We start from the raw sequence: 16,778 nt of genomic DNA, 5'->3' as shown, positions 1-16,778 counted from the left end.
ATGCAGGTCATCAGTGACATTACCCAGTTACGGGAGAAGCGTCGTCAATGGCAGATTGACGGCAAAGTGATTGCCTTTGTTCCTACCATGGGCAACTTGCACCACGGCCATCTGCGTCTGGTTCAGACCGCCAAGGGCAAGGCAGACATTGTGGTCGCGTCGATTTTTGTCAATCCACTGCAATTTGGACCGGATGAAGATCTGGATGCGTATCCGCGCACACTGGAACACGACAAAGCCGCATTGGAAGCGTTAGGCGTGGATGTATTGTTCACCCCCACCGTTAACGACATCTATCCCCGTGGACTGGAGCAACAAACCTTTGTCGAGGTACCGGGCATTTCGTACATGATTTGCGGTGCCAGCCGTCCGGGCCACTTCCGCGGCGTCGCCACCATCGTCTGCAAGCTGTTTAATATGGTCCAGCCCAACCTGGCCTTTTTCGGCGAGAAAGACTTTCAGCAGTTGCAGGTGATACGGGCGATGGTTCAGGACCTGTCGATGAACCTGCAAATCCACGGTGTTCCGACCGTGCGCGAGCCTGATGGTCTGGCGATGAGTTCACGCAACAACTATCTGACCAGTGAAGAACGGGAAAAAGCGCCCTTTCTGTACCGCTGTCTGCGCGAACTGAGTGATCACCTCGAGCTAGGCCGACGGGACTTCCGGCGCCTGATCAGCGACTACAGTACGCAATTAACCGAGGCAGGGTTTAAAGTGGACTACATCGAAATCCGCGATGCAGCTACCTTACTGCACCCAAGTCACGAAGACACCCGTCTGGTGATCCTGGCGGCGGCCTTCATGGGCAAGACCCGACTGATTGACAATATTTGTGTGGAGCTTAAAGACGGCGATTAAGCCGTCAATTCGGCCCAGGCCCTGGTGGTCTGGGCAATGGACAGCTGTTCATCCAGGATGTTGCGTAAATCCTGTTCGGTAGTCAGCGGGTTGGCCAGCACGACCCGGAACACGGTGATGGGCTGTCCAGGATAACGGGCGACTTCCAGTCGGGTCCGCGACACAAACGATTTACCCGCCTCACGCTGCTGTTTCTGTACTCCCACGGTCAGGCGATCCAACACGCCGTTGCGTTGCTTCATGGTCGTATCATCACAAGCGCGGCTGATGTCCTGACCGGGATGGATCCGGTAGGTCAATAGTGACAACGTGGGCGCTGTGATCAGCTCAAGATTCGGATGCGCATCAATCAGTGCGGCAAAGGTTTTGGCTTTCTCGATGCTACGGTTGATCAGCAACTCATAACCCTGTCGGCCAAGAATGTGCAACGAGGCGTACACCATCATCGCCATACCGTTGCGGGAGCCTTCCAACGTTGTGGCACCCAAATCCTTCGAACCGGTACGCAGAATATACTGGGCGTGATGACGTACCGCGTTGGAATCATTCGGGTTGCGGAATAAGGCCATGCCCGCGCCCATGGGTACATACATCTGTTTGTGCGCATCCAGCGTGACCGAATCGGCCCGCTCAATGCCTTTTAGCAGGTGGCGATAGCGGTGACTGAACAGCGTGGCGCCTCCCCAGGCCGCGTCGACGTGAAAATGGCAGTTGAGTTCTTTGGCCACATCGGCCAGTTCATCGAGCGGATCCACGTGACCGGTTTCAGTGGTGCCGGCGATGCCGACAATGGCGAGCAATTTATTGCCTTTCTGTTCAAACGCCTTGCCCGCTGCTAGCGCTTGTTCCGGCGACAGTGTTTGTGACGGGCACGGCAGAGTGACCATCTGATTGCGCCCGATCCCAAGCAAATCGACGGCCTTGGACAACGAGTAGTGACCCCGTTTGGACGACAGAATGCCAAGATGACGATAACCATAATGCATCAAGCCGGCGGCCAGTCCTTCCCGGGCTACCCCTTTAAAGGTGCCATCGGCCGGCAACGCTTTGTTGCGGGCCACCCACAGCGCGGTCATATTGGCTACCGTGCCACCGGAACAAAACGCCCCCAGTGACTGGTCGGCACTGTGCAGGTACTGCTGATAAAAGCTGTCCTGTTCGCCAAACACCAGCTGGTGCATCATCCCCAGAACCTGACGTTCTAACGGTGTGAACGCTTTGGATGTTTCAATCTTGACCAGGTTCTGATTCAGGCCCACCAGCAGCTTGGCCAGCGGCAAATGAAAATACGGCAACGCCGAGGTCATATGACCGATAAAGGTTGGTGAGTAGGTATTTACGGAGTGTGAAACCAGCTTCTTCAGCAGCGCATCAGCATGTTCAGAGACAAACTCCGGGTGTTCAGGGACATGGGGATCACTGAAATCCTGCTCAATGTCTTCCAACGAACGGGCTTTGGTGACCACATGCTGGGACAGAAAGTCAGCCAGATTGTCTGACAAGTGCTGTTCAATTTGCGCAAGTTTAGAGTCTTTGCCTTCGGGTTTGGTAAACACCCGAAACAAATGTGCCAAACTGACTTCCGCTTTACTCACACCGGTAACCTTCGTTGAAAATTTTCAACCGCGAACTTTACCTTACTTCAGGCCGCTTACCAAATAAATGCGTTGCACATGACAGACACCGGTTTGGCCGCTATAGTGGCTGTAGAGGGTTTGCACAGCTGATGTATTGCGGGTTTCCCTCATCGGTAGCAGACAACAAGAGAATCACATGCACATTCAGGAAGTATCGGATCAGTTCAGTCTGGACAGGGTGGTGCCATATTTTCAGCCGATCATGGACTTACAGGCCAACTCCGTTTGGCGCTATGAGTGCCTGGCCCGCCTGGTCATGCCCAATGAGCAAACCTTCCTGCCGAGCGACTTTCTGCACCTGGTGGAACGTCATCAGGTCGGTACAGAGCTGACAGAAACCATCTTCTACCGCAGTGCCAACTACTTTAAAGATTTCAACGTCAGCTGGAATATAAACCTGTCTGCCCAGGACATGGAAAACCGCCAACTGTTGCACATGCTGGAGGATTACCAGGAGCAGCACGGCACCCGCGGACGGGTCTATTTTGAGGTGACGGCCGGCGTTGCACTCAATGACGTTGAACGGTTTGCCCGCTTTGTCGAACAATGTCATGCCCAATCCATTGGTATAGTGGTCGACCATATCACCGGTGACAACGACATTGCCCCCTTGTTCAGCTTACCCATCAAAGGCTGCAAGGTCGCAGCAGTGCGCCTGTGTGACCCACAACAGGCAGCGCGTATTGATGGCTTACTCGCCAGCGCTGACCGCCATGGGGTAAAAGTCATAGCCGAGCACGTGGAAAGTGCCACTTTGCTGGATGGATTGCAGGAACGAGGCATCCGCTTTGCCCAGGGCTTTTATTTCTGCCAGCCTCTGGCCCAGACTTAACCCTGCAACCCTTTACTGTCCAAATCCGCAACCACATGCCAGCTTTGTTGCCCACTGCCCCAATACTTACGCTCAAAGGGGGTTTGCGCGGTGTCACTCGTGTAAGGCTCGCAATGGGCCTGGTAACCGGCCTGACGTAACGCCAGCGCGAATTCCTGGATGTAAATATCCCAGTTGCTGCGCACTTCGAGTCGTCCGCCGAGGCGCAGAATGTCAGCAAACGCGGCACTGCCATGCCAGCGACGTTGCAGATGGGCGCTTTTCGGGTAGGGATTGGGATACAGCAGATAATGCCGATCGAGCTGCCAGCCCTGACGGTGAGCCAGACGCCAGAAGTCGTTCAGATCCGCACGTACCACACAATAATTGTCTCCATCCACGGCGTAGTGTGCATGTTTCTGGGTACGCAGCGCTGACTTGTCCACGCCAATCACCAGGTGTTGCGGGAATTGACTGGCCAGATACGCGGTGCTTTCTCCGACCCCGCAACAGGCATCCAGGATCAGTGGCCGCTGGGGCCCTTTGTCCTGGCGCCACGCTTCTACCTGGGCAAACGCGTCCAGGGTGTGCTGGTTAAACGGTTTTTGGGTCGGATGGGCCAGATGCCGCGCGACAATCTCTGCCAGTTTATCGTGCGGGCCTGTTTGGTTGCTGGTAATGGTACGGGAGTTACCGGATGACATCAGTGCCGGATCCCCACACCGCGGTTGATCAGTTGATAAGCAACCGCAAACAACGCCAGATTGAATACCACCAGCAAACCCAGACTGGTCAGGTAGTTGACATCGGAGACACCGAGGAAGCCGTATCGGAATCCATTCACCATGTACACAATCGGGTTGGCTTTGCTGACCCATTGCCAGAATTCCGGCAACAGGCTCAGGGAGTAAAACACGCCACCCAGATAGGTCAGAGGTGTCAGCACAAACGTCGGTACCATGCTGATATCATCAAAGGTTTTGGCAAACACCGCATTGATCAGGCCCGCGGTAGCGAACAACGTTGATGTCAGCAGCACCGTCAGCACGATGATACCAAGGCTGTGTATGTGCACATCGACAAAAAACAGCGACACCAGTGTCACGATGACACCAATCAGCATGGCCCGCGCCACGCCGCCACCGACATAGCCGAGAATAATGATCCAGTTCGGCACCGGCGCGATCAGGAGCTCTTCCACGTTGCGCTGAAACTTGGCACTGAAGAACGACGATGACACATTGGCGTAGGAGTTAGTGATCACCGCCATCATGATCAGGCCTGGCACAATAAACTCCATGTAGGTAAAACCACCCATCTGGCCAATGCGTTCACCAATGAGGTTGCCGAAGATCACGAAATACAGCGACATGGTAATCGCCGGTGGCACCAGGGTTTGTACCCAGATGCGCAGGAAGCGGGTACATTCCTTTATCCAAATGGTGCGCAATGCAACGAAATTGCGGTTACTCATTGGCAGCTCCTTGGTCTTTTTGCTGGCGGCCCGATTCAACCATTCTGACAAACAACTCTTCAAGCCGGTTGGCCTTGTTGCGCATACTCAACACCGTAACACCTTGATCGCTAAGCTGACGGAACACATCGTTGAGGCCACTTTCTTTGGGCACATCCACTTCCAAGGTGTGATCATCCAACTGGCGATGGGTGAAGCCCTCTAACGCTGGTGCTTGTTCCACCGGCGCCAGGTCCAGCACAAAGGTTTCGATGTTCAGTTTGGCCAACAACGCTTTCATGCTGGTGTTTTCGACAATGGTGCCTTTATCAATGATGGCGATGTTGCGACACAGCATCTCCGCCTCTTCGAGGTAATGGGTGGTCAGGATGATGGTGATCCCCTGCTCGTTGATGGCTTTGAGGAACGTCCACATCGACCGGCGGATTTCGATGTCCACCCCGGCGGTGGGTTCATCGAGGATCAGCATTTTGGGTTCGTGCATCAGTGCCCGGGCGATCATCAGACGACGCTTCATCCCGCCGGACAATTCGCGGGCGGGCTGATTGCGCTTGTCCCATAAATCCAATTGCTTGAGGTACTTTTCGGCACGTTGTTTGGCGATATCCCGTGGCACGCCGTAATAGCCGGCCTGATTGACCACAATTTGCAACAAGGTTTCAAACTGGTTGAAGTTGAACTCCTGCGGAACCAGCCCGATACAGGACTTTGCGTCCACCAGCGCGGTATCAATGTCATGCCCGAACACCGACACATTACCGCCGGATTTGTTAACCAGTGAACTGATGATACCAATGGTGGTCGATTTACCTGCGCCGTTGGGGCCCAACAGTGCAAAGAAATCTCCCTCACTGACCGTTAAATCGATGCCTCGCAGCGCCTGGGTGCCGCCACGATACGTCTTGGTCAGGCCTGAAATATTGAGTGCTTTCATAAATCGCCCGATTGCCCATGTTAGCCAGTTTATATGAAGGCAAATGGCTGAAATTCAAGGGGCGGATGGAGATTGCGCGCGTGGGTTGGCGATGCTAGCGTAGACACCGCTTTGCTGATTTTTCAACCAACGGACTCACTGACTCACAGAGGACACCATGGCTCACTTACAACCTTTACCGCCGCAGACTACCCCTGAACTGGCTGACGATTTTGCCATTTTTGAACAAATTCTCGGTTTTGTACCGAACAGTTTACTGACCATGCAACGTCGCCCCGAGATTGTACGCGGGTTTGGTGTGCTGACCAAAGCGGTGATGTCTCCACAAGGCAGTGTGGATCTCGGATTCAAACGACTGCTCGCCCATTTCGCCAGTCGCGCGGCAGGCTGCCAGTATTGTGAGGCCCACTCTCTGATCGCGGCCAAGATCCATGGCATCAGTGACGAAAAGGTCGCTGCGGTGTGGGAGTATCAGACCAGTCCGCTGTACAGCGACGCTGAGCGTGTTGCACTCGATTATGCGCTGGCCGCTGGCAGCGTGCCCAATGCCGTCGATGACGCGCTGATGGTGCGCATGAAAGCCCACTGGCAGGACGATGAAATTGTCGAAATCCTGGCCGCCATTTGTCTGTATGGCTTTTTAAACCGCTGGAATGATTCAATGGCAACGGATCTGGAAGAGGCACCGACCGCCCTGGGCGACGAGGTGTTGGCCAAAGGCGGCTGGACTGGCGGCAAACACCGTCAGTCTTAATCAATAGATCGACAACCCCAATGCCTGGGCAATATCTGCGATGAGGCGCATGCCGACCACGGAATTGCCCTGCGCATTCAGGGGTGGGCTCCAGGTACACACAACCCCCTGCTGTGGCACTATCGCAACAATGCCACCCCCCACGCCACTTTTGGCCGGCAGGCCGACGGAAAAAGCAAATTCGCCAGACTGATCGTACATACCACTGGTGGACAGGATCGCGTTGACCCGGTGGGCATCCTGCGCCGAGCAAATCTGCTCACCGGTGACCGGATCGACCCCGCGATTGGCCAGAAACAGTAAACTGCGCGCCAGTTGCTGGCAGGTCATGGTCATCGCACACTGGCTGAAATAGTGGTTCAGTACCGCCGGTACGTCGGCATGGATATTACCAAAACTCTTCATCAGGTAAGCCAGTGCCGCATTACGGCTGCCGTGTTCCAGTTCACTGCTCAGCACCCGCTGATCAGCAAACACGTGCTCATCCTGCGCCAGCTTGCGCAAAAAATGACTGAACGCCGACTGGCTGGCGGAAAAGTGACTGACCAGCACGTCCGCCACCAGCAACGCACCGGCATTGATCACCGGGTTGCGTGGGATACCTTGTTCCCACTCCAGTTGGATGATCGAGTTGAAGGCCTGTCCCGAGGGCTCCATGCCAACCCGCTGCCACAGCGTGTCGCCAATCCGCTGCATCGCCATCACCAGAGCAAACACTTTACTGATGCTCTGAATCGAAAACGGTGTCTGCCAGTCTCCAGCGCCCACGACATCGCCATTTAACGGTGCAATGGCAACCCCTGCCAGCTGCGGACTGACCTCACCCAACGCAGGGATGTAATTGGCCACAGTGCCATGCACGTAGTGTTCACGGTGTTTAACCAGCAGGTTGTCGAGTAACGGTTGCAGCGCATCTTGTTCCAGCACGGCGGGTTTCCATCAATAAAAAAGGGCATGGTAACCACCATGCCCCGAGGCAACAAGCCCTGTGTGCTGCCGTCAACTACCGCTGATCAACGGCGGCCATCACCTCACCTTGTTCGCCCACCCGCATGAGGACACGACGATCAAATGAATCACCGTCCAAGGTTTGGTTGGCCAGCACAGGATCTGACTCCCCAAAAGAGTATGTAAGCACCTGCTTACTTTCTACACCCTGCTTGACAAGGTAAGCCTTAATGGCGTGAACACGGGCTTCCGACAGGGTCTGATTGTATTGCGCATCGCCGCGACGGTCGGCAAAGCCAGACAACGCCACATGCAGTTCCGGTAAGGCACGCAGTTGTGCAGCCAACAGATCCAGCTGAGGCTTGAAGTGCGCTTCAATCTGCGATGAACCGGTACGGAATTGCACCTGGCTCAGGCTGTTTAAGGTGGCAGGCGACAGGTGCTGCTCCATGTTCATCAACTGCGCCTGATAGCGCTCACTGACATCCTGCATTTGTTGCTGCAACGCGACCAGCTCCACGTCCCGCTGCTGTAAGTCCTGACGTAGCGCCTTCTTAGTGCGCTCGTCATGTTGATCATCGGCAATGATGATGCCAAGGACGCCAGCGACGGCGGCACCCACGGGACCGGCGACCACGGCCCCAATCACGGCACCGGAGCCGAAGCCGATAAGGCTGTCTCGGGTCGCTTGCTGTTCATCTTGTTGCTGTGCCTGTACGTTGGCGCAAAAAAATACTGCCATAAGGGTGGTGAGTAATGTTTTAGACATGGTGATGTTCTCCGTTGGTTATCGTCATCGATAAACAGTTAACCACCCACCTCAGGCCATTTAGGGGCGCAATCGTGGCAATGCAGGGATGAATTGTGGCGGAAAAATGGAAATTACTCTTGCTGGCTCGATCCGCAGTGCAGTTGCGGTATAGTGCGCTTATCCATCATCGAACCGGCCCCTTATGAGTAAACGCATTGCCCTGATTGAAGACGATCCCGCGATTCGGGATAACTATGCCAGTGCGCTCAGCAAACAAGGTTATCAAGTACTTACTTACTCTAACCGTGCTGATGCACAAGAGGCTTTATCCCAGCGACTGCCGGATCTGGCGATCATTGATATTGGACTACAAGATGAAATAGACGGTGGTTTCGGCCTTTGCCAGCATTTGCGCGGGTTGTCCAAAACCTTACCGATTATCTTTTTCACCGCCAGGGACAATGACTACGACACCATTTGCGGACTGCGTATGGGCGCTGATGACTACCTGACCAAAGACATCAGTCTGCCCCACCTGTTGGCCCGCATCGCCGCACTATTCCGGCGCACGGCACTGTTGGAGCAACCCACCCAGGATGACGATCTGATCCAAAACGGCGATTTGGTCATGGACAGCAAACGCATGACCGTGACCTGGCGAACAACGGCCATTGAGCTGACAGTGACGGAATTCTGGATGCTGTACGCCATCGCCCGCCATGCCGGGCATGTTAAAAGTCGCCAGCAACTGATGGATGACTCGCAGATGGTTGTCGATGACACCACCATTACCTCGCACATCAAACGCATCCGGCGCAAATTTACCGAGGTCGACCCGGCGTTTGATCATATTGAAACGGTGTATGGCATGGGTTATCGCTGGAAGGTTCGGTCCTGATGCGTATCGGCATTCGCCTTAAACTGGCATTGATGTCACTGTTTCTGTTTGCCATTCCGTGGCTGGGATACCGTTATGTGTGGGAGTTGGAAAGTTACCTGCGCCTCGGTCAGGAACAAACCATGGTCGGCACTGCCCGGGCCGTCGCCACGGCCCTGCATGAACGGCCGCGGCTGTTCAGCTCCCAGGCGACTTTTTTACAGGATGTCGAGCCCGGCAAAGATTTATATGCCCACAAAATCAACCGCGCCATTCAGCTCGACGGGCGTCTTGATGACTGGGCCAATTATCAATCGCTGGCGCTGACCTATGCTGAAGACGCCGTTTTACATGCGCGTGATAACTACCAGGCCGAGAGCCTGCACTTCACCCACATGGTCGGCCAGTTCCAGCATTATCTGTACGCCATGTTCAATATTACCGACGACACGGTAGTATTCCGCCCGGCCAACAGTTTACGGATTGACGGCAATGACCACCTGATCATTGCCATGACCACCCCCGAGGGGCATTTTTCGCGCTTCATCATCGGCCCGCGCCAACCCGGCTGGGTCAATGCTTACCGGCTCGTTGATCAGCCGGGCTCCTATCAGCCCGATGCCCTGGACACCCGTATCCAGGGATACTGGCGTCAGACCGCCAGCGGCTATCAGGTTGAACTGCGCTTTCCGTTGTCGATGACGTCCGGCAGCATCGCCTTTGCGGTAGCCGATGTTGACGACATACAGACCCGCACCCTGCAACAGGTGGTCGGCACCGCCGACCCCAATCGCTCAGACACCCTCGGCACCGTACTGATCCCCTCGCCTGAAATCGAAAGCATCCTGCGTGGCATGCGATACGCCAATGCCCGAATGTGGGTGGTCGACAAGCACCTGCGGGTTCTGGCCCGCACCGGCTCGATATTATCCGCCACCGGTATTCGAGCCACCTCCCGCCAGGACGACGGACCGGCATGGTGGCAATACATCGAGCGCGAATGGTTGTTGCCGCTGTATTACCGCATTCTGACCAAGCCCCCTGATGCCTTCGTCGACGAGCTTGAAAATGCTTATTCGCTGGCCGGTAGTGAGCTGGCGCAGGCCATGCAGGGTCAGGAAGCGTCCCTTTGGCGCCTCAGTCCCGACAATAAAGCGGTAATTTTATCCGCCGCACACCCGATTTTCATTGATGATCAGGTGATGGGGGCGGTGATCGTCGAACAAACCACCCACGGGATCCGCAGTTTGCGCAACCGGGCGCTGGAACAACTGTTCCATGTGATCCTCGGGGTTGTCGTACTGGGCACCCTGGTGCTGTTTGTATTCGCATCGCGGATGTCGCTACGCATTCGCCGGCTTCGCAACGCCACCGAAGCGGCCATCGATCGCAACGGCAAAATCATCGGTACCATTACGCCATCACGGACCAAAGATGAAATCGGTGATTTGTCACGCAGTTTTCACAACGTGTTGAGTCGGTTGTCCAGCTATCACGGCTACCTTGAAAACATGGGCGCTCGCTTGTCCCATGAATTGCGAACACCGGTAGCCATCGTCAATTCCTCGCTGGAAAACCTGGCAATGCAGGACAGTGATTTGAACGCGGCAGAGCGAAAGCAGTATATCCAGCGGGCACAACAGGGTATTCGTCGCCTCAGTCGTATTCTTACCAACATGAGCGAGGCCACACGGTTAGAACAGGCATTGGCCAGCAGTGAAAAGGAGCGCTTCGATTTATGCGAAGTGGTGTCAGGCTGCACCGAGGGATACCGGCTCGCCTATCCCGATTGCCCCTTTGAACTTCAGCTTGCAGATAGCCCGATAGACGTAACAGGTTCGGCTGACTTGTTTGCCCAGATGCTGGATAAAATCATCACCAATGCCAGGGAATTCAGGGCCCCCGACAGCGCTATCGAAATCCGCTTGGCCGGCCAGTCGGCGGACTGGCAACTAACCATCGACAACCACGGCCCCCTGTTACCTGAAAACATGCAGGACCAGTTGCTTCAATCGATGGTCTCTGTTCGTCAACCGGGTCAGGATGAGGCCCCCCACCTGGGGCTGGGATTACACATTGCCAACATGATCGCCACATACCATGACGCCCGTCTGTCACTGAGCAATCTGGCTGATAGCAGCGGCGTGCGCGTCAGCATCCGTCACAAAGACCACTAGGGCATTCACGCCGACGCCGTGATCACAATCAACGTGATGGTCAATAATGCACTGGCGACATACCAACGTTTGGGGTACATGCAAGCCTCCTTTTCAACACTGCCCGTGTGGGGCGAAACCGTTCTATTCATCGAAAAGCAAAGCGTTGCAACATCCGTGACAACTTTTAATCTATATATTTCAACAAGTTACAAAATAATGCATTGACTGAGTTAGCCAGATTGACCACTCAATCGCCGTTTTCGCCGTCCGATAACCAGGTCAGCTTGGTCAGGTTGTCCATCAGCCAGGCCAATCCCAGGCCCCGTTTATTGCGCTGGCAGGCGGCATATACCGGCGTCGAAGGGCGGTGCAGCTCGGTACTTTTGGCAATCAGCGTCCCTTCATCCAGCGCCTGTCTGGCAAGGTGAAGTGGCAAAAAGCCCACACCAAGGCCGGCTTTTTGTGCTGCCAGCTTGGCCTGCATAGACGGCACCCGGATCACTTGCTTGCTGTCAAACAAACCACTGGAACGCAGCGGTAACGCACGGGAACTGTCTGCCACTACAATCGCCGGAAAATCAGCAACCTGCTGAGAGGAGAGCGTACCCAGTGTGTCCGCCAAAGGGTGTTCAAGTGCTACGGCAAACACCCACGACAACTCTCCCATGGGTTCAAGCCGATAGTTGCCCCCGGGAGGCTCACCGGTAACGCCCAACGCCAGATCTGCCCTTTCGCTGTGCAAGGCATCCCAGCCGCCGCCGAGTGCCTCATCCTGCCACTGCACATCAATCGCTTTATCCAATCCGCACAACCCCTGCAACAACGCTAGCAACGGCTGATCGGGAATAATGGTGTCTTTGGCGATGATCAGACGGGGCTCCCAGCCAGACTCGCTCTGACGCAGGCGATCTTCCAGGCGGGATGCCGCCAGCAGCAACGCTTTGCCGTCCTGCAGTAATTGTTGTCCGGCTTGGGTCAGTCGGGCTTTACCGCCTTCCCGATCAAACAGGGTGACGCCCAGATCATCCTCCAGCTTACGCACCGTATAGGTCAGCGCAGAAGGCACTTTGAACAGACTCTGGGCTGCGGCTGCAAAGCTGCCTTTCTCATCGATAGCCACTAAAACACGCAGTGCGTCGAGGGTTACGGCATGATGCATAATACGTTCTCCAAACGGAAAAAGGGCTGTCCGAAGACAGCCCTGTGGTTAGGGTAGTTCAAAAATCAACGCCATCGCCTGTTCGCCGCCCTGCTGGACAAAGGACAGGCTATCGTGCTGTTCAATCGCCGCACCATCACCGGCTTGCAAGGTGTGCTCCCCTGCGCGCAGTTGCCCCGTCACCATGTGCACATAGTAACGACGGGCAGGGTTCAATCGCATGTCATGGTGACCCTCTGGTGGCAGGAGTAACTGAAACAAAGAGGCCTGCTGTTTTACCTGCAACGTGCCATTTGCCCCGTCGGGGGTAACGATCGGCGTCAGTCCGGGTGCACGGCCGAAATCCTTCTGCTGATAGCCCGGTTTTCCGCCGGTTTGTTCAGGAACAATCCAAATCTGCAAAAAGCGCAGCGGCTTTTCTTTACTGGCATTGTATTCGCTGTGGAACACACCTTTGCCCGCAGACATCAGTTGAAACTCACCGGCGGGCAGGCGCTGTACATTGCCCATACTGTCCTTGTGTTCAATTTCGCCCTCGGTCACCAGACTGATGATCTCCATGTCTTTGTGGCCATGGGTATCAAAGCCAGCACCCGGTGCCACCTTATCGTCATTTATCACCCGAAGGGCGGAGAATCCCATGTGCTCGGGGTCGTAGTAGCTGCCAAACGAAAACGTGTGACGGCTGTCGAGCCAACCGAAGTCGGCACGACCGCGGTCTTCAGCCAAGCGAACCGTAATCATGTAGCACCTCCATTATTGCAATCGTTGGGTTAGCAGGCGATCGACCGACACGCGCCCTGCGCCTGACATCATCAGTGACACACTGATTGCCAGCAATGCCAGTCCGAATTCGTAGCCGTTATTGGCCATAAACAAACCGTTATCCAGGTGCACGGTAACGATGGCAACGACCATGGTCACGGCTAGCATCAGTGCCGTAGGCCGTACCAGCAATCCCGCCAACAACAGCAAGCCGCCAAAGAACTCTGCGCTACCCGCCAACAGCGCCATCCAGTAACCCGGAGTCAAACCAATTGACGCCATCCATTGACCCGTACCTTCCAGGCCGTAGCCACCAAACCAACCGAACAACTTCTGTGCACCGTGAGCGGCAAAGATAACACCCGCAACAACGCGCAAAACCAATGGTGCCCAGTGGGCAGGTGTGTTTACCAATGTGATTACATGTTTCATCGTCAATATCCTCATCTATTCAAATAATTTGTTAATTTCGAACCACGAGATAGATGATAGATAAAGAACCTCATTCGTTGTAGCGGAACATTTTGAGTCATTTAATTCAAATTTTTTGAACATCTAAAATATACCTTACGCTGTGGCGCTGCGGCAAAGCTCGGCTATGCTAGGGAAGGTGCTATTGTTTCGAGGATGTTTCATGCAAGTGGCTAAATTCAAAGAAAAACTGGAGTCCCAACGACAAATTCTGCAAACCCGTTTACAGGGCATTAAAGAGGATTTCGCCCAGGGTCAGCGCAATAACAGCAGTGATGGTGCAATGCGCTCAGAAAACGATGAAGTGTTAAAACAGTTGGAATATGAAGCCCAGGAAGAAATCCGCGCCATCAACCAGGCCTTACAGCGCATCGAACGGGGTGAATTTGGCATATGCGAAGACTGCGGCAAAGACATCAGTCCCGCCCGCTTAAACATTGTGCCTACCGCTCAACAGTGCCGGGATTGCGCAGATTAACCCCTAACCGTCACTTGCATCGCCCCGAAATCATCGTACACTAGCGCCATTGTCTATCGACCGGATCCGTCGCTGTTGTCCCGCCGAACCCGTTTATTCACACTTTGCTGGCTATTCTTAAGCCTTGCGTTGCAAAACGCGTTGGCTATGTGGTCAAACGCCAGTGCGCTGAACACGATAAAGCAGTGGCAATTTGCCGACATCGAACTGATCTGTACCGGCACCACCATGAAGTGGGTCTCTGTGTCACAGTCTCAGCTCGCCGGTGAGTTTGTCTACGTCGAAGCCCCCGCTGTCGTTGCTGATATTGATTTGGACAACCTGTGTCCGATGCAACTGCAAGGGGAACTGCCGTCGGGGCTGACACCCGCCCCGGTCGCACAACTGGACATCACCCTGACCTATCAGGTGCAGCAGGCCCGACTGCTGGCACATCCGTATACCTTTTTTGCCTACCAACACGGACAATCGCGCGCCCCCCCACACCCATGATGCTGATTTAAGGCACCTTCTGTGTGCCCCTAGTCATCGCGTTCGCACACCGAGCGCGTGTTGCAATGCTTATTCATGAGAAATGATTATGTCCGTATTATTTTTACGCCGGCAGGGTGTCCTATGCCGCGCATTGTTCTGCCTGTCTGCTGTAAGCGCCAGTGTCGCTGCACAGACCATCGAAACCATACAAGTCCATGGCCAGAGTACACCGATGACCAAGGTGCCATTGGCACCTTCCTCGGCGTTATCCGCTGACTATCGTGATGCCCTTAGCACATTGCCCGGAGTCACCGTCAACAGCAATGGGCCGTTGACGGCACTGCCCCAATACCGGGGATTGTTCGGCTACCGGTTACCGGTGGATGTCGACCACGCACCGGTCATTGGTGCAGGCCCCAACGCCATGGATCCCCCCCTGAGTCATGCTTTGCCTCTGCCTGCCCAACAAATCACCTTCTACGCAGGCGTTGCGCCGGTCAGCGCGGGCGCGGAGACCCTCGCGGGCAAATTGTCCGTCAGCCAAAACACCGAAGCGCTGTTTTCTGACGCCAGACGATTGCAGGGCAACCTCACCTTGCAGGCGACTAACCAGGGCAATGAGCGTAACCACAGCGGCCATGTGCTGCTCAGCGACGACAACTACTACGCCGCCATGACAGCCATGGAGCAACGCGCCGATGCCCGTTTCGATGGCAATAACAACGCCATTCCAAACGGATTTTATCAACGCCGGGCGATGAATCTGCAAGGGGGCTGGCGGGATGCGCAGCAAACCCTGCAGTGGCAATACAACAATCTCAATACCGATGCCTCAGGCACACCAGCACTGGCGATGGACATTGAATACATCGATGCGCAATGGTATCGGGCAAGCGTTGAGCGACAACTGTCAGGCAACCACAGTCTGTCCGTGCGTTGGTTCGGCAATACCAATCAACATGGCATGAACAACTACCAGTTCCGCCCCACGCCCAACAACAAGGCACGACTCAACACAGTGGACAGCCGCGCGTTGGGCGGCAGCGTGGCGCTGTTGTCCCGGCTATCGGACAGCAGCACAATGCAATGGGGCGTGGAAACGCTGGCTGCCCGGCACAATTCGGTGATCACCAATCCGCTGATGGGCACATTGCAGATTGACAACTTCAATGACATCCAGCGGGATCGGTACAGCCTGTTTGGCCAGTGGGAGTTCAATGCAGATAGCTGGCAGTTACAGGTGGGTACCCGGGCAACCCGGGTTGAAGCGCAGGCAGACGACGTTTCGCACAGCATGGCGATGATGATGCCTGCGGTTGCAGGGTTGGTTGAACGCTTCAACACGGCAAATAAAGAACAATCATTCCAATTTGTTGATGCAACGCTGAACCTGGTCTGGGATTGGTCTGATGGTTGGCAAGGAACCCTGGATGCGGGGGTCAAACACCGCGCGCCGGAGTATTCCACACTCTACACCTGGCTACCGCTGGGGATCAGCGGCGGATTGGCCGATGGGCAGAATTACCTTGGTAATTTGGATCTCAACGAAGAGCAAAACCGCCAGCTGAACCTGGGCATCGCCCACGCCCGGCAAGACCTTCAGTTCACAGCGCAACTGTTCTATCAGGACATCGCCGACTACATCCTTGGCGAACCGTCCCAGGACACGTTGGCAAATCAGGTCGCCATGATGATGGGCAACTCAGTTCCACTGCAGTGGCAGAACATCGATGCTCACCTGTGGGGATTGGAAGCTGGCCTGGTCTGGCAATGGACGTCACAGTGGTCGTTTGAGGCCAACGGCGCATTGACCCGGGGCAAACGTGACGATCGGGATGAGCCCTTGTACCGCATTGCACCGGCCAATTTCAGGGTCGCTGTACAATGGCAACAAGGGGGATGGTCAGCGGGTGCCCAGGCACAGTGGATCGCCGCCCAAACAGACGTCTCCAGCCTTCAGCTCGAAACACCGAGTGAAGCATACAGCCTGGTAGACCTGCACGGGCAATACCGCTGGTCAAACGGACTGCTGCTGCGTTTGTCAGTATCCAACCTGTTTGACACGGCGTACCAGTCACACCTTGCAGGCATCAATCGGGTTGCCGATGCTTCAGTACCTGTCGGTGAGCGACTGTACGGCAGAGGCAGAACCGTGCACGGTACCTTGAGCTGGCAGTGGTAAACACCGACAATAAAAAGGCCCGCACAGCGGGCCTTCGCATGTG

The 16,778-nt window shown here is 55.1% G+C and carries 17 protein-coding genes; 8 read left to right on the top strand and 9 right to left on the bottom strand.

Going from position 1 to position 16,778, the window contains the following annotated elements; translation table 11 throughout:
• Complete coding sequence (gene panC / locus LJ739_RS12905) at positions 1–861, top strand: pantoate--beta-alanine ligase (RefSeq protein WP_229161097.1); 861 nt, start codon at positions 1–3, stop codon at positions 859–861.
• Here panC and panP read toward each other — a convergent pair.
• A complete protein-coding gene (gene panP, locus LJ739_RS12900) occupies positions 858–2,456 on the bottom strand; it encodes a pyridoxal-dependent aspartate 1-decarboxylase PanP (protein ID WP_229161096.1) in 1,599 nt (532 codons plus the stop codon). The genes panC and panP overlap by 4 nt on opposite strands.
• A 178-nt stretch (positions 2,457–2,634) precedes the next feature.
• On the opposite strand from panP, the gene LJ739_RS12895 reads away from it, so the two are divergent.
• On the top strand, positions 2,635–3,330 hold the full coding sequence (locus LJ739_RS12895) for an EAL domain-containing protein (protein ID WP_229161095.1): 696 nt from the start codon (positions 2,635–2,637) through the stop codon (positions 3,328–3,330).
• Here LJ739_RS12895 and trmB read toward each other — a convergent pair.
• From trmB to LJ739_RS12880, 3 genes are read right to left on the bottom strand one after another with little or no spacing between them, the layout of a single operon-like run.
• Positions 3,327–4,013: a tRNA (guanine(46)-N(7))-methyltransferase TrmB gene (gene trmB / locus LJ739_RS12890; RefSeq protein ID WP_229161094.1), complete on the bottom strand. Its 687-nt coding sequence runs from the start codon at positions 4,011–4,013 to the stop codon at positions 3,327–3,329. The two genes, LJ739_RS12895 and trmB, sit on opposite strands and share 4 nt — an antisense overlap.
• Positions 4,013–4,783 carry an ABC transporter permease gene (locus LJ739_RS12885; RefSeq protein ID WP_229161093.1) on the bottom strand — a complete coding sequence of 257 codons (771 nt, stop codon included), beginning with the start codon at positions 4,781–4,783 and terminating at the stop codon, positions 4,013–4,015. The genes trmB and LJ739_RS12885 overlap by 1 nt, the downstream gene beginning before the upstream one ends.
• The gene (locus tag LJ739_RS12880) at positions 4,776–5,717 is read right to left on the bottom strand and encodes an ABC transporter ATP-binding protein (RefSeq protein WP_229161092.1); all 942 of its coding nucleotides are present in this window, start codon (positions 5,715–5,717) and stop codon (positions 4,776–4,778) included. The genes LJ739_RS12885 and LJ739_RS12880 overlap by 8 nt, the downstream gene beginning before the upstream one ends.
• 157 nt (positions 5,718–5,874) lie before the next feature.
• On the opposite strand from LJ739_RS12880, the gene LJ739_RS12875 reads away from it, so the two are divergent.
• Positions 5,875–6,471, top strand: a complete 597-nt coding sequence (locus LJ739_RS12875) for a carboxymuconolactone decarboxylase family protein (protein WP_229161090.1) — start codon at positions 5,875–5,877, stop codon at positions 6,469–6,471.
• Here LJ739_RS12875 and LJ739_RS12870 read toward each other — a convergent pair whose 3' ends face one another.
• The gene (locus tag LJ739_RS12870) at positions 6,472–7,395 is read right to left on the bottom strand and encodes a glutaminase (RefSeq protein ID WP_407646785.1); all 924 of its coding nucleotides are present in this window, start codon (positions 7,393–7,395) and stop codon (positions 6,472–6,474) included.
• Positions 7,396–7,474: 79 nt separating this feature from the next.
• On the bottom strand, positions 7,475–8,188 hold the full coding sequence (pdsO, locus tag LJ739_RS12865; protein WP_229161089.1) for a sortase-associated OmpA-like protein PdsO: 714 nt from the start codon (positions 8,186–8,188) through the stop codon (positions 7,475–7,477).
• Between the two features lie 184 nt (positions 8,189–8,372).
• Here pdsO and pdsR point away from each other — a divergent pair, with 184 nt between their 5' ends.
• Together pdsR and pdsS are read left to right on the top strand one after the other, a co-directional pair.
• Positions 8,373–9,068 (top strand): proteobacterial dedicated sortase system response regulator, encoded by a 696-nt coding sequence (gene pdsR, locus LJ739_RS12860; protein ID WP_229161088.1) that lies wholly within the window; start codon positions 8,373–8,375, stop codon positions 9,066–9,068.
• Positions 9,068–11,224 carry a proteobacterial dedicated sortase system histidine kinase gene (pdsS, locus tag LJ739_RS12855; protein WP_229161087.1) on the top strand — a complete coding sequence of 719 codons (2,157 nt, stop codon included), beginning with the start codon at positions 9,068–9,070 and terminating at the stop codon, positions 11,222–11,224. The genes pdsR and pdsS overlap by 1 nt, the downstream gene beginning before the upstream one ends.
• A gap of 229 nt (positions 11,225–11,453) precedes the next feature.
• Here the strand turns inward: pdsS and LJ739_RS12850 are convergent, their stop codons facing one another.
• From LJ739_RS12850 to LJ739_RS12840, 3 genes are read right to left on the bottom strand one after another with little or no spacing between them, the layout of a single operon-like run.
• Complete coding sequence (locus LJ739_RS12850; protein WP_229161086.1) at positions 11,454–12,365, bottom strand: LysR family transcriptional regulator; 912 nt, start codon at positions 12,363–12,365, stop codon at positions 11,454–11,456.
• A gap of 48 nt (positions 12,366–12,413) precedes the next feature.
• Positions 12,414–13,109 (bottom strand): pirin family protein, encoded by a 696-nt coding sequence (locus LJ739_RS12845; protein WP_229161085.1) that lies wholly within the window; start codon positions 13,107–13,109, stop codon positions 12,414–12,416.
• A gap of 12 nt (positions 13,110–13,121) precedes the next feature.
• Positions 13,122–13,562 (bottom strand): DoxX family protein, encoded by a 441-nt coding sequence (locus LJ739_RS12840; protein ID WP_229161084.1) that lies wholly within the window; start codon positions 13,560–13,562, stop codon positions 13,122–13,124.
• Positions 13,563–13,764: 202 nt separating this feature from the next.
• Here LJ739_RS12840 and LJ739_RS12835 point away from each other — a divergent pair, with 202 nt between their 5' ends.
• From LJ739_RS12835 to LJ739_RS12825, 3 genes are all read left to right on the top strand, one after another.
• The gene (locus LJ739_RS12835) at positions 13,765–14,079 is read left to right on the top strand and encodes a TraR/DksA family transcriptional regulator (protein WP_229161083.1); all 315 of its coding nucleotides are present in this window, start codon (positions 13,765–13,767) and stop codon (positions 14,077–14,079) included.
• A gap of 141 nt (positions 14,080–14,220) precedes the next feature.
• Positions 14,221–14,571, top strand: a complete 351-nt coding sequence (locus tag LJ739_RS12830) for a hypothetical protein (RefSeq protein WP_229161082.1) — start codon at positions 14,221–14,223, stop codon at positions 14,569–14,571.
• Positions 14,572–14,659: 88 nt separating this feature from the next.
• Positions 14,660–16,735 (top strand): TonB-dependent receptor, encoded by a 2,076-nt coding sequence (locus LJ739_RS12825; RefSeq protein WP_229161080.1) that lies wholly within the window; start codon positions 14,660–14,662, stop codon positions 16,733–16,735.
• The last annotated feature ends 43 nt before the right edge of the window (positions 16,736–16,778 follow it).

Origin of the sequence: Fluctibacter halophilus (assembly GCF_020687825.1) — a bacterium.
Taxonomy (GTDB): domain Bacteria; phylum Pseudomonadota; class Gammaproteobacteria; order Enterobacterales; family Alteromonadaceae; genus Fluctibacter; species Fluctibacter halophilus.
The sequence above is the reverse complement of the archived record's forward strand: the minus strand, read 5'-3'. Positions and strand labels throughout refer to the sequence as shown.